This is a genomic window from Butyrivibrio fibrisolvens, from assembly GCF_023206215.1.
Lineage (GTDB): Bacteria > Bacillota > Clostridia > Lachnospirales > Lachnospiraceae > Butyrivibrio > Butyrivibrio fibrisolvens_C.
Genome location: NZ_CP065800.1, coordinates 1,723,583 through 1,738,031 on the forward strand (window position 1 = coordinate 1,723,583; position 14,449 = coordinate 1,738,031).

The 14,449-nt window shown below is 40.9% G+C and carries 7 protein-coding genes; all 7 read left to right on the forward strand.

Annotated elements, in window-relative coordinates:
- Positions 1-90 precede the first annotated feature (90 nt).
- The 7 genes from I7804_RS07050 (at position 91) to I7804_RS07080 (ending at position 14,402) form a co-directional block, all read left to right on the forward strand.
- Entirely contained in the window at positions 91-3,768 is a 3,678-nt protein-coding gene (locus I7804_RS07050; protein ID WP_248405671.1) for a DUF5717 family protein, read from the forward strand.
- Positions 3,765-5,084, forward strand: a complete 1,320-nt coding sequence (locus I7804_RS07055; protein ID WP_022753659.1) for a DUF5716 family protein — start codon at positions 3,765-3,767, stop codon at positions 5,082-5,084. The genes I7804_RS07050 and I7804_RS07055 overlap by 4 nt, the downstream gene beginning before the upstream one ends.
- Before the next feature lie 44 nt (positions 5,085-5,128).
- Positions 5,129-5,959, forward strand: a complete 831-nt coding sequence (locus tag I7804_RS07060; RefSeq protein WP_022753658.1) for a hypothetical protein — start codon at positions 5,129-5,131, stop codon at positions 5,957-5,959.
- Positions 5,960-6,093: 134 nt separating this feature from the next.
- Positions 6,094-7,356, forward strand: a complete 1,263-nt coding sequence (locus tag I7804_RS07065) for a hypothetical protein (RefSeq protein WP_248405673.1) — start codon at positions 6,094-6,096, stop codon at positions 7,354-7,356.
- A 240-nt stretch (positions 7,357-7,596) separates the two neighbouring features.
- The gene (gene purB, locus I7804_RS07070) at positions 7,597-9,030 is read left to right on the forward strand and encodes an adenylosuccinate lyase (protein ID WP_022753656.1); all 1,434 of its coding nucleotides are present in this window, start codon (positions 7,597-7,599) and stop codon (positions 9,028-9,030) included.
- Positions 9,031-9,624: 594 nt separating this feature from the next.
- A complete protein-coding gene (locus I7804_RS07075; protein ID WP_027206553.1) occupies positions 9,625-10,587 on the forward strand; it encodes a family 43 glycosylhydrolase in 963 nt (320 codons plus the stop codon).
- A 17-nt stretch (positions 10,588-10,604) separates the two neighbouring features.
- Positions 10,605-14,402 carry an alpha-L-arabinofuranosidase C-terminal domain-containing protein gene (locus I7804_RS07080; protein WP_248405675.1) on the forward strand — a complete coding sequence of 1,266 codons (3,798 nt, stop codon included), beginning with the start codon at positions 10,605-10,607 and terminating at the stop codon, positions 14,400-14,402.
- The last annotated feature ends 47 nt before the right edge of the window (positions 14,403-14,449 follow it).

Genomic DNA, 14,449 nt, shown 5'->3' on the forward strand with positions numbered 1-14,449 from the left:
ATTAAATCCCCGAAAATACGTAGAAATATGTATTTCGGGGATTTTTGTGGTATCATAATTATATTAAATGCTTAGGCGGGGGACGTTTTTTTGAAAGAATGTATTGACCGGATATTAAAAGGACAGTTTGAGTATGACAGAGGTGAGCTTTCGTTTTCTTTCCTGCATCTCGAACTTAACATACATGAGGGAGAAGAGATAGAAGGATCTTTTACTGTTACAGGCCCTAAAGAGAAGCTATCAGAAGGGACAGTTTCCTCTACAGAGATCAGAATGGAGGTTCTTACTGACAGCTTTTCAGGAGAAAAGAGCGAGATCTCTTATCGTTTCCATGGAGAAGGCCTTACTGGTTCTGATGTCATAAAAGGCTATTTTAGAATTATCTCTAACAGGGGAGAGTATATGCTTCCCTTTACTGTAACGGTAGAACAGCCCAAGATATCTTCAAGCCTGGGAGATATCAGGAATCTGTTTCATTTTGCTAATCTTGCAAGGACGCATTGGGATGAGGCACTTCATCTATTTTATTCTAATCAGTTCCATTATATTTTTAAGGGCAATGATGCCCAGTACGAGAGCCTTTACAGAGGACTTGCCAAGGAGAACATGTCACAGCACAACATGGATGAGTTCCTTGTTGCTATAAGTAAAAAGCACCCTGTGACCATTGAATGTGACGTGCAAAGCTTTGAGGAAGAGGCTCCAAGTCAGATCACAGACAGAAGTATCGTCCTAACCAAGGGAGGATGGGGATATGCTCATCTTAAGGTAGATTTTGAGGGAGACTTCCTGTATGGTGAGAAGAACTACCTGACAGATGATGATTTTCTTGGAAGTAAAGCCTATCTTCATTTTAGGATAGATCCTCAGTTTCTCCATGGTGGTCGAAACTTTGGATGTATAAAAATATATAATGAGTATACACATATCAAGATCCCTGTAACTGTATCTACAGTGGATTTTGATGAGGAAAAGCACAGCTCTTATGTAAGGAAAAAACGTCTTACACATGAACTTTTAAGATCATATCTTGCTTTCAGAGGAAGACGTGTATCCTCAAGGCAGTGGATGGCTGATACAGGCAAGCTTATAAGCCGCATGTTCACAGAGGATCCCGATGATATAGAGTTCAAACTGTACGGTGTTCACTTTCTTATAACGGCAGGAAGACTTAGTCAGGGACAATATATACTCGAGCAGATCATGCCGGAGATAGACAGACTGGCCCGCCTTGGCAACGAATATGGACAGCAGACATACTGTTATTATCTCTATCTTCAGACTCTTATAAGCAGAGAAGAATCTGATATACAAAGAGCGACAGAACTTATAGAAGAGGTTTTCAAAAGGCATCCGGATAACTGGCGTATCGCATGGATACTAGGTTATGTATCTGATGAGTATTCACTTAATCCGCAGAATAAGTGGATGCTTCTCCAAAGTCAGTATGAGCGTGGATGTAACTCTCCTATTGTGTATATGGACGCTTTTACGATCCTTAAGAACAAACCGGATCTTTTCCTTAGAATAGATGATTTTACTATATCTGTTCTTGAGTTTGCGGCAGATCAGGGCATACTTACTATACCTGTAATGGAGCAGGTTATATATCTGTCCGGCAATGCAAGAAGCTATGATAAGCGTCTTGTTAAGATTCTGAAGGCATGTTACCAGAGTCAGGAGAGTGATGACGCGCTGCTTTCACTATGCTCTCTTTTGATGAAAGGTGAAAGGTGCGATAAGGAGAGCTATACATGGTATAGAAAAGGTGCACTCAAGCAGCTTCGTCTCACAAGACTATACGAATATTATATGATGTCCCTGCCTGAAGACGAGGAAGGAAGAGCTATAGAAGATATACCAAGGGTTGTCCTTATGTATTTTTCCTATCAGAGTAGTCTTCCCTGGGACAAGAATGCACTTTTGTACAGATATATATATGAGCATAAGGATGATTATCCGGAGCTCTATGAATCTTACAGGTTCCAGATAGAGAAGTTCCTTGTGGGAGAGATTGAGAAAAAGCATATAAGTCCGGCTCTTGGCTGGTTGTATGAGCATGTAGTGACTGCCCAGATGATAGATGCTCAGAATGCACAGAAATTCCTTGCTATCCTGTATACCTGCAGAATAGTTGTAGAAGATCCTGATATACGTGAAGTAATAGTAATATATGATAAGTGTCGAAGCCAGATGCATTATGATGTTGTAGGCAGAATATGTGACCTTCCTTTATACGGAAGCGAGTATACGATACTTCTTGCTGATGCCAACGGAGACCGCCATGCAGCTTCTGCGCCGTATACTATTACCAAGCTTATGAATCCAAGAGATCTTATATCTCTTACAACACCTTATATTCAAAGCGGAACTGAGAACCTTGATCAGTTCCTGTGCGAGCTTGGAAGAAGCGCATATACCATAACGCTTGAGAATGCTTCAAGATACAGAGATCTTGCGGATTCAGATGTAATAAGAGAAGATGTCCGTGCGCAGATAAGATCAGATCTTATAAGATTTTATTATGAGAATGATTTTATGAGACAGTTGTCGGAATATCTTAACATAATAGAGCCCGAGAAACTTACACAAAGGCAGCGCGGTGAGATGCTGGAGCTCATGGTACTCACAGGCATGTTTGAAAAGGCTATAAAGTGGCTAAGGCGCTACGGCTGTTATAACATAGATCCTAAGATCATAATGCGCCTGTGTGGAAGAGCCTTTGATTATCAAAGAGACTATGGTGACATGGTTCTTAGCGAGATTGCATGGTATGCATTCCAGCAGGGCAAGTATGATGAACCTACCCTTTTGTTCTTGTGTAACTGTTTTAAGGGGACTATAAGGGAGATGAGAGATCTGTTCAAAGCGTCTGAATCCTATGGCATGGAGAACAGAGACCTTATGGAGAGAATCCTTGAGCAGATGCTATATACAGGTTCTTATCTGGGCGATCATGTGGAGCTTTATAAGAACTATGTTAGAACAGGCGCTTATCCTGATCTTGAGATAGCATATCTGTCACAGTGCTGTTATGACTATATGGTAAGAGACAAGGTTACAGAGCCTTACATTTACAGCCGTATAGAGGCGCTGTATAAAAGCGGGGCTTTGCTTCCTCTTGTTACCAAGATGGCTTATCTTAAGTTTTATGCTTATGCCGATCCTATCGAAAGAGAAGTTGTAGTCAAAAATCTTGAATCCTACAAAAAAGATAACGGGATCACAAGGAATAATGAGATATGTAAAGCTTTCCTCAAAGATCTTATGTCTCAGGATCTGTATTTCGGATTCTTTAAGAACTATGCTACATTGTCATCTATGATGTATTCATTTGCGGATAGGACTATTCTTGAATACCATACAAGACCGAACATCAGATGCAAGGTGCACTACCTTCTTATTACAGATGAGAATACAGATGATACCGGTGAGTATCAGGTCTGTGATCTAAGGCAGATGTATGATGGAATCTATGCTACAAGCTTTATAGTCTTCTACGGTGAGCAGATTCAGTATTATATTACAGAAGAACCCGAAGAAAGACTTGATGAAAATGGACATGTTAAGCCGCAAAAGCTTACAGAAAGCGGCGTTTTGTCTGTTACAGATGAGAATTTTACTGCAGGTCTTAGGCAGGGTATGTATGGCCTTATCAATGACATGATGATGTCTGAAGCACTAAATGATGACAGAGCGCAGTTCAAGCTCGCATCAGAATATTTTAAGAATAAATTCCTTGTGGAGGAGTTTTTTAAACCTGTATGATATTTGATACCAAAAAATCCAAAAGCTATGTACTAGGATATGATCTGTCCGATTCCTTCTGTCAGATCTCTTATCTGTCATCTGACAGTGATATGCCACAGACTTTGTCTGTTTTGGCAGGAGCTGAACTTTATAATATTCCTACAGTTCTCTCCAAAGAAAAAGGAACTTCCAACTGGTATTATGGCAAGGAAGCTCAAAAGAGAATCGAAGAAAATGGTGATATTGAGATAAGAGGACTTATTGAGAAGGCCGGCAAGATGGACATGATAGAAGTTGATGGTACCGAGTATAATCCGGTAGCTCTTCTTTCTCTTTTTATCAAAAAGAGTCTGTCACTTTTGTCCATGGAGATGTCCATGGAGCTTGTCAAGGCAATTGTTTTTACAGCAAGAGATCTTGATGACAAGATGATAGAAGCCTTATCTGCGGTAGTAGAGAATCTGGGTCTTGATAGCTGCGATATCTTCTACCAAAGTTATGAAGAAAGTTTATATTATTATATGCTGTATCAGACAGAGGATCTGAAGAGACAGAACGTTGTAGCTGTAAGTTATGACTTTGGCAGGATGTATGTATATATGCTTCGTTATAACAGGGGACTTAGTCCTATCGTATCCTGCGTAGATACTTCGTATTATGATGATCTGGCTCTGGCTGATCCGGAGCTTCCCACTTCGCAGGAGAAGATTGATATGATGGATGAGCAGCTTTCATTCATCCTTCGTCATCTGATGGAGAATACGGTCGTTAATTCCGTATATCTTCTTGGTAACGGCTTCAGGTCACAATGGATGCATAAGAGTCTTAAATTCTTATGTACCGGCAGAAGGGTTTTTCTAGGCAATAATCTTTTTTCCAAAGGTGCGAGTATAGCTGCAAGGGAGAAGATAAGTCCCAGTAGTTTTGCTTCTGACTACGTATTTCTTAGGAAAGACAAGCTGTTCTATAATGTCGGAATGCTTGTTGATAAGTCCGGCAAAGAGGTATACCATGCCCTTTTGGATGCAGGAATATCCTGGTATGATGCCGCAGCTTCCATAAGTGTGATACTGGACAAGAAACCTGAACTTAAGCTGATCATGACATCAGTCATAGAAGGAACGCAGCACGAAGAGCTTTTGGAACTAAAAGAACTGCCCCAGCGGCCTGAGAGAACTACAAGGCTAAGGATAGATCTAAAAATGAAATCCGAAGAGATACTGACAGTATATGTTGAGGATCAGGGATTTGGAGAGATATTCCCTGCAAGTGGAATTACATGGAGCCTTGATGTTCCATGTAAGAGAAATATAGAAATAGAGAATATTATCTAAAAATATTTGAGATATAAAATATTTGAGATATTGGTGGAGTTAGTATGAGCAATGTCAAAATGTGTGTCGGTGCCAGATCAGATACACCGTATTATATGAAGCACTTTGATACGCAGCTTTATAGCATAGAAGAGCTGTGCTACATCATTACCCAGAATGCTTTTTTGCTGGAAGAGGAAGACTTCGATGATAATCTTATAGAATGGATAAGGGACCGCCTTCATCTTAATCCTCTTTCAGATATGCTTATAAATCTCAAAAACGGTAAGGCAGGTCTTTTTGAGATAGTCATGACGATCCTGGGCTACGTTGGCTACAATACAGAGAAGGAGATGAGAGAAGTCAGATCCTTACTGGAACAAAGCTCTCACATGGATCAGTTTGACAAAAAGCTTAATAAAGCCCGTATGTATCTGGATCAGGGCAAGCTCTCAAGTGCAGAAGAAGAGTACAGATATCTTGAAGACAGTCTTCCGGATGGTGCTCTTAATGAACTTGCTGTTGTATATCACAATCAGGGCGTTATCCTTGCCAGAAAGTTCTACTTTATGGAGGCCGCAGAGCGCTTCAGGAAAGAATATGATATAGCTCATACCAAGAGTGCACTAATGTCCTATATGTATGCTGTAAGAATATGCATGACAGAGAAGCAGTATATTGATTATATGGCCGACAATAAGGATGCATATCTTCTTTCGATGGAACTTGAAAAGAAGATGAGCGATGCAGGACTTATATATGATGCAGGCGAAGACAAGCATCAGCTTGCTACATTGTCTGTGTACAAAGCAGAAGGTAATCTGACTGCTTATAAAGACGGGATGAATGAAATAATAAGAAATATGAAAGAAGAATATAGAGGTATGTGTAGCTGAAGTTTATCTTTTCTTTGGGAAAGGAATGAGTACAAGTTTGAAAGTGGAACGCTTTCAAACCCGAATTGGTGTCGCGAGCGACACCAATATCGAACCATTAGTCACTCGTTTCACTCGCGATATGAGGTTGAATTATGGGAATCCTGGACTTGTTTCGAAGAAAAAAAGATGATGAAGACCTTGAACTATCCGGCTTTGCAGATAATGAAGGTGACTTTGAAGAATCTGATGATGAGAAGCCTTCCAAAAGCCAAGGTCGTGAAAGGCATCATGTAGGAGATTGGGAGAAGGTAGTCTATTCTAGAGAAGGCGTCAATATCGATGATGCCGCTTCGAGAAGAGGCTATGTTCAAAGCTGTCTGACACAGATGGAAGAAGGTACTCGTCAGATAGAAGCACTTCAATATGAGTATAGGACAGTAACCGGTTATCTTCATGATATGGAGCTTATAAATGAGCTTCCCAAAGAAGAGCGTGCCATTATCAACGATTATGCCAAAAAGATCTATGATAATGAAGAGCAGCGCCAGAAATATCTAAAACGTCAGGGCAAGATGACTGACAAAGAATACGAGCATGTAGAAAAGCTCCAGGGTCAGGAAGATGAGATAATAAAGAAGATGAAAGAGTCTGAGGATTATCACAGGAAGATAAGGAAAGACCTTATCAGGCTTGATAATGAGCGTCAGGCCTATGACCTTAGGAAGATAGAGGCGGATAAAGCGCTTAATACTAATAGAAATCTTTCTATATTTACAGTAGTGGCACTTTTGGTTATCTTGATAGTTCTTGTATCGTTACAGACGGTTATGAGACTTGATGTGACACTTGCATATATGCTGGTAATACTAGTGGCTGCCCTATCCATAGTAGGCCTATATATGAGGCACGGATCCTGCATGCAGGAAAGGAAGGCTGTAAGAGCTGCCAAGGCAAGGCTCATACAGCTTCAGAATACAGTTAAGGTAAGATATGTTAATAACCTTAATCTCCTTGATTATATGTATCTAAAATATGGTGTCGAATCAAGTTCTCAGCTTCAGTCCATGATAGAGAGGTATCATGAAGAAAGAGCTCAGCGCATTCAGTTTGAAGAAGCGGAAAAAGAACTTGCTGATGACCAAAGAGAGCTCCTTCGTGCTCTTAGGAATTCTCAGATACGCACACCTGAAATATGGCTTCACCAGCCTGAGGCACTCATTAATCATAATGAGGAAGTGGAGGTGCGCCATAATCTTATCGTTCAACGACAGTCCCTTAGAAAACGTATGGATTATAACAGAGAGATGGTCATAGGCGGAGCCAGGAAAGAGATAGAAGATCTGGCGCGTACCTATCCGCGCTATGCTAGCGAAATCCTTGACCAGGTAGCAAGATTCCAGGGAGTGGAGCTGTAGGAAAATGTACACCGCCCATTGCAAGTTGATCCGTAATGGGCGGTGTACATTTTACAAGTGGGAAGCCTTTGGATAAATAAAAATTTGAACAACTGTTCAAAAATGCTTGATTATCTCTTTGAGATTTGCTATAAATGTAAAGGCGATTGCATTAGGATGTGACAAAGAAAGTGCACTAGTCTTAAGCATATGCCAAATAGAATCAGTTTGTATATCTATAGCAAAGGTCAGGAGGATGTTATGAGTACGGATCGTTATTCCAGTCCATTATCTGAGCGTTATGCAAGCCCTCAGATGCAGTATATTTTTTCACAGGATAAGAAGTTCAGAACCTGGAGAAGGCTCTGGATCGCACTTGCAGAAACAGAGAAAGAACTGGGACTTGGTATTACTCAGGAACAGATAGATGAGATGAAAGAGCATGTGGATGACATCAATTATGATGTTGCCAAGGCTCGTGAGAAAGAAGTTCGTCATGATGTTATGAGCCATGTATATGCTTTTGGTGTTCAGTGCCCTAAGGCTAAACCTATAATCCACCTTGGCGCTACATCATGCTACGTTGGTGACAACACTGACATTATCATAATGACAGAAGGCTTAAAGCTTGTTCGTAAGAAGCTTGTTAATGTGATTGCAGAACTGTCTAAGTTCGCTGATAAATATAAGAGCCTTCCTACACTTGGATTCACACATTTCCAGCCTGCTCAGCCTACTACAGTAGGTAAGAGAGCTTGTCTGTGGCTTCAGGACTTTACATATGATCTTGAAGATCTTGATTATGTTCTCGATAATATGAGACTCCTTGGATGCAAAGGTACTACAGGTACACAGGCATCTTTCCTTGAACTTTTTGAAGGAGACCTTTCTAAAGTTGATAAGCTTGATCCCATGATCGCTGAGAAGATGGGCTTTGATAAGTGGGTATCAGTTTCAGGTCAGACCTATACACGTAAGATCGATGTCAAGGTTGTGAACGTCCTTGCAGGTATCGCTGAGTCTGCTACTAAGATGGCACAGGATATAAGACTTCTTCAGCACCTTAAGGAAGTAGAAGAGCCTTTCGAGAAGAGTCAGATCGGATCATCAGCTATGGCTTATAAGCGCAATCCTATGAGATCAGAGCGTATCTGCTCTCTTGCAAGATATGTCATGGTAGATACTCTTAACCCTGCAATCACAGAGGTATCTCAGTGGTTTGAGCGTACACTTGACGATTCTGCCAATAAGAGACTTTCTGTTCCTGAGGGATTCCTTGCAACAGACGGTATCCTGGATCTGTGTCTCAACGTTGTAGACGGCCTTGTGGTATATCCTAAGGTTATTGAGAAGCGCCTTATGTCAGAGCTTCCATTCATGGCTACTGAGAATATCATGATGGATGCTGTTAAGGCAGGTGGAGACCGCCAGGAGCTTCATGAGAGGATCAGAGAGCTTTCTATGGAAGCCGGCAAGAATGTCAAAGTTGAAGGTAAGGACAATAACCTCCTTGAACTTATCGCTGCCGATCCTGCATTCCATATGTCACTTGAGGATCTTCAGAAATCCATGGATCCTTCCAAGTACGTGGGTTGCAGCGCTCATCAGGTTGAGAAGTTCCTTGCAGAGGTAGTTACACCTATCCTTGATGCCAATAAGGATGAACTCGGCCTCACGGCAGAAATCAACGTTTGATGGCGTGAAGCTTCCGGAGGTACATATAGGCCTCGCGGAAAAAATGATATTATTGCTATTACCAATTTTGAATATAATATTTAATAGATAAAGCTTACCGCTTGGACGGATTGGTATCTCTCCAAAAAAGTGGTAAGCTTTGGTTTTTAGTTTTGTCTTTGCCGGCAAAGAAGGTCAGCGTTTCACTAGATAGTGAAATGGCTGGCCTTTTTTTGACTTTAAATTGAAATGCATGAATAAAATAGTTACAGTTTTTGCTAAAGTAATTTGGTGATAATTGATAAAAATGTAAAAATAGAGTGATTTTTAGAGCAAACTCATGAAAAAGGGCTTGCCAAAAACGGTTTGGGTAAATATAATTTAGAAAATAGTAAAGTAATTTATGCTACACAAAAGCTTTGAGACCAAAAGTACAATTCGCTGAGCTTCACAAGCAAATATTGAAGAAACACTTAAGAAGTACAAAATACTAATCTCTTTTTCAAAACAATCAATAATACAGATTAGATTTAACTAAAACTTTTTGGTGATACTGCATCGTCTACACAACCCCAAAAATAGTCGAAAACTATTGTAATAGTAAGGAGCATGAGCATGAAAGAGACAGAACTTAAATTTAATGAACCCTGGATACTTCAAAGGGCAGATCCTTATGTGATCAAGGGAGATGATGGTTGGTACTATTTCACAGCTTCAATTCCTACATATGACAGGATTGCACTCCGAAGATCGAGAACATTGCAAGGTCTAAAAGACGCCGATGAAGTTACTATTTGGACTAAGCATGAGAGCGGACCTATGGGTGATCATATCTGGGCACCTGAACTTCATTATGTCATGGGCAAGTGGTACATCTACTTTGGAGCAGGCGATGCTGAGGATAAATGGCATCTTCGACCCTATGTTCTTGAATGTCAGGGGCCGGATCCTATTAATGACAAGTGGGTAGAGAAAGGTATACCAAGAGCTGCCAAGGATGATGAGTTCTCATTTAAGGCATTTTCCCTTGATGGAACTGTTTTTGAGAACAAAGGAAGCTGGTACTATGTCTGGGCTGAGAAGGTTGGAGTTGGCAAGCAGATATCGAATCTGTATATAGCACAGCTTGAGAATCCATACACACTTAAGACTGTTCAGGTGCTTCTGACAACACCTGATTATGACTGGGAGAGAGTGGGATTCTGGGTTGATGAGGGACCTGCTGTTATCAAGAGAAATGGACGATTGTTCCTGACATTTTCATCAAGTGAGACAGGAACAGCCTATTGCATAGGTATGCTTACAGCTGATGAAGATAGTGACCTTCTGGATCCAAGATCCTGGGATAAGTCCAGATATCCTGTCCTTAAGTCTGATGCGTCAAGGGGGATATATGGCCCTGGTCATAACTCATTCACAGTAGATGAAGATGGCAACGATATCATGGTATATCATGCCCGCACAGAATCTGAAATAACAGGAGATCCTTTGTACAATCCCAATCGCCACGCTATGCTGATGCCTATAAAGTGGGGTGATGACGGAGCACCTGTATTTTCTTTTGACAACACAATCTGATCTTTATGGGAGAAAGTATGGACAAAGGTATATATAAGCATATGAAAGAGGAAGAATATAGCAATCTGATAGCCTGGTATCCATTTGACGATGCAGATGATCCCGGCAAGGATGCTTCCGGACATGGTCAGCATGCAAAGCTGTGCGGGGATAATGTACCGTATATTAGCAAGGTATGTGGATTTATGGGAGCAGTATTCCAAGGAGGAGAAGGGAAGGGCTCGTCATATTTAGAACTTCCACAAGATCTTCTATCTAAAGCCGATGATATGACAGGTCTATCGATATCAGCATGGATAAAACCTGGTGGCAAGGCTGCCGGATGGGAGAGAGTGTTTGATTTCGGGCATAGCGACAAGGGACCGTATCTGTTCCTCACCAGATCTCTTAGAGGCATATGCTATGCGGATTCTGATCTTCCTGCTGATGCAGGAAAACAGGCACCAAGTGGTGAGTGGACTCATGTCGTTATGAGTATTACTCCGACACAAAACGGAACAGCTTCAAGTGCTGGTCCAAGGCTATATGTTAATGGTGAGCTTACGGCAGACGGGATCATAAGTCAGACATCAAGTGGCAATTATAAGAAGTTTAGAAGTTTTATGGATATGCTTTCAGAAGGAAGGCTTGATCATAACTATATTGGAAGATCCCAATTTGAAGTTGATCCATATTATGAAGGCGCCATATCTGATCTTAGGATCTACAATAAGTCCTTATCTCAGGAAGAGGTTATAGATCTTCTGTGCCAGAGGCTAAGTGACCAGAAGATTCTGGATATAGCAATAGATAAGTTCTTGAAAAAACCGGCAGATATGATAACAGATCATATAAGTCTCCAGCCATCTTTGATGCAGGACAAGGTATCAGTAAGATGGGATATTAAGCCACAAGGGATCATAGATGATTGTGGAAATCTTAAGTCTATAGATAAGCCTGTAAGACTTGATGTTACAGCTGTTTTATCAAGAGGGGATGAGAGAATATCAAGAAGCTTTAGATCTGTGGCTGTTCCAAGAGGTACAGCTCCGTATGAATTTGTAGTTCATACAGATGAAAAGGTGCTTGATATAAGCAGAACCTTGTTCGGTCTGTTCTTTGAAGATATCAATCACAGTGCAGATGGTGGAATCTATGCAGAACTTGTCCAAAACAGAAGCTTCGAGAATTTTGCGTTCAATAACTATAATGCATCAAGTACTGAGAACGGCCTGTCAGGTGGAAGAACTTATAAACCACTTGAATACTGGTTTGGAGATACTGATAAGGTAGAAGTTTTGGATAAAGGCGGTGTTAGCAGCTTCCTTGGATATAGCAATGATAATAATCCGCATTATATTAGGGCGTTAGAAGATGCCGCTATTATCAACAGAGGCTATTGCAGCGAGAATCATGAGCATGCGATGGCATTTGAAGATAAAGGCATATATCAGTTCTCTATATATGCCAAGTCTGAGAATAGTGCAGCCATAGAAGTGGTACTTCAGGATGATAAGGGAAGAGATGTATCTACGGCTGTAATTATAGATATCCCGGCAGGAGGAACTTGGGATAAATATACCAGAAAGATACAAATATCATATAAAGGTATTGCTGATACTACATCGAAGAGTCCCACATTCATGGGACAGCTTGTATTAAGGATCAGCAAGGGCTGCTGCGTAGATATGGTATCTCTTGTTCCTGAGAATGTATGGGGAGCTGCAGCGGAGCCTGACTCAGTAAGTGCTCATGATAACTTTAATGGCAATCCCAATTACCGCTTAAGACGGGATATCATGAAGAGCCTTGCAGATATGCATCCTTCATTTATAAGATTCCCGGGAGGTTGTATATCAGAGGGCTCATACACCTGGGACAATGTCTATGACTGGAAGGATTCTATTGGAGATATTGCCATAAGAAAAGAGAATGTCAATGTCTGGGGTTACAACATGACCATGGGACTTGGCTATATGGAATATTTCCAAATGGCAGAAGACTTAGGCGCTGAGCCTCTTCCTGTTATGGCCTGCGGAGTTTTGTGTCAGGCCAGAAGCGATTATGTAAATCCTGCAGGTGGCAAGCTTAGAGATAAGTATATAGCTAATTTTACAGATCTTATTGATTTTGCTATAAGTACTGACTTTGAAAACAATAAATGGGCAGATATTAGGAAAAAGATGGGCCATGAACAGCCATTTGGCCTTCACTATCTTGGCGTTGGTAATGAGAACTGGGGCGATGAGTTTTTTGCTAACTTCGAAATTTTTTACCATAAGATAAAAGAACATCTGGATGAGTATTATCCTGGATATCCCATGACAATAGTATCTACTGCAGGAGCACAGGCTGATGATGATGCCTACAAGATAGGATGGCAGTTTTTGTGCGGCAGGCATAAGGGCGTATCTTCATATATGTTTACAGATGGTGAGAAGTCTTTTGAAGAGAAGATTGACTGGTACAAGTATAAGGGCGACTACCTTGATACCATCGTCGATGAGCATTATTACAGGTCCAATGAGTACCTTCTTGAAAATGTTGATAGATACAACTATTACCAAAGAGCCTACAAACTTGATGAAAACGGGCACAAGGTTATAGATGAAGCAAAGTCTCCCAAAGTCTTTGTAGGCGAGTATGCATCTGTTGATAAGAATACCCTTAAGGGCGCCATAGCAGAAGCGGCTACAATGGTTGGATATGAGAGAAACAGTGATGTTGTGAGGATGGCATCAACGGCTCCTCTTTTTAATCAGATATCAAATGATGGTACTTATAGATGGACTCCTGATTGCATCTGGTTTGACAAGACGAGAGTATATAGAACTCCAACATATTTTGTGCAAAAACTCTTCATGACCAATCTTGGAACAGAGCTTTTAAAACTTGATGAAAAAAAGCTATCAGGAAGTAACATGTCAGAACTAAAGCCACATGGAGGTTTCTGTATATCAGCTTCTAATGGAAGAGTAAAGTTTTTGAATATAAATGTTACTTCTAATATAGATGGAACTGTTTATTATCACAAAGAATATCCCGAAGGTCTTGTACTTGATGGAAGTACTGATACTGAATATCTCGTTTTTACAGATGCTGAGACTGGCTTAAATACTGAGGATCTAAGTGATTACAGCATAGAATTAAGAGCAGTAAAACTTGACGATATGGCTGTAATAGAGGTTGGATGCGGCCTTGTAGTAGCTCCCGGAGACTTTGATCCTACGAGAATGAGTCTTATGAAGTACTGCGTAGGAGATGCAGGCAATGGTACAGGCCTCAAAGTCTACAAGGATGGCATAGAGGGATATACTCTTGGGGATTATTCATCAAGTGTATATGCAGGCAATCTTAGAGCTTGTCATATGGAGATAGTAGGAGCCGGATGCGAAGTGGTCGTAAGAGTTAATTATGGCGGCGATGATGGAAGAACTATCACGGCTTCATATGAGATAGCAGGCAGTAAAGGTGTGGGCACTGTCCTTGGAGATATTGCCTACAAGCTGGAAAGTTATAACAAGGATATATTTGCATCAGCAACTAAAGATGCAGAGAATATCTATCTAAAGCTTGTCAATCCTGCGGATACAGTTAGGGACGTGCATATAGCATTCGATCATGGAGGAAGCGGTCCCTGTGAAGATGGCAGTATCTGTAAGTATCTCAAGGCACAGGTGATAGTACTGGAAGCTGATAAAGGCCAGGAGGATGTTCCTAATGTGAATGTACCTGAGACAATACTTCCAAGGACATATGATCTTAGCGTTAATGGGGATTGTCTTGATATATCTCTAAAACCCTGGTCATTAAACATTATCAGGCTAAAAAAGTAAAAAACACATGTAAGCAGGTCTAAGGGAGGATACTTCCTAAATCGACC

Coding starts and splice junctions, on each gene's coding strand:
- I7804_RS07075 (WP_027206553.1), top strand. CDS start 9,625: ATGAAAGAGACAGAACTTAAATTTAATGAACCCTGGATACTTCAAAGG.
- I7804_RS07055 (WP_022753659.1), top strand. CDS start 3,765: ATGATATTTGATACCAAAAAATCCAAAAGCTATGTACTAGGATATGAT.
- I7804_RS07060 (WP_022753658.1), top strand. CDS start 5,129: ATGAGCAATGTCAAAATGTGTGTCGGTGCCAGATCAGATACACCGTAT.
- I7804_RS07080 (WP_248405675.1), top strand. CDS start 10,605: ATGGACAAAGGTATATATAAGCATATGAAAGAGGAAGAATATAGCAAT.
- purB (WP_022753656.1), top strand. CDS start 7,597: ATGAGTACGGATCGTTATTCCAGTCCATTATCTGAGCGTTATGCAAGC.
- I7804_RS07065 (WP_248405673.1), top strand. CDS start 6,094: ATGGGAATCCTGGACTTGTTTCGAAGAAAAAAAGATGATGAAGACCTT.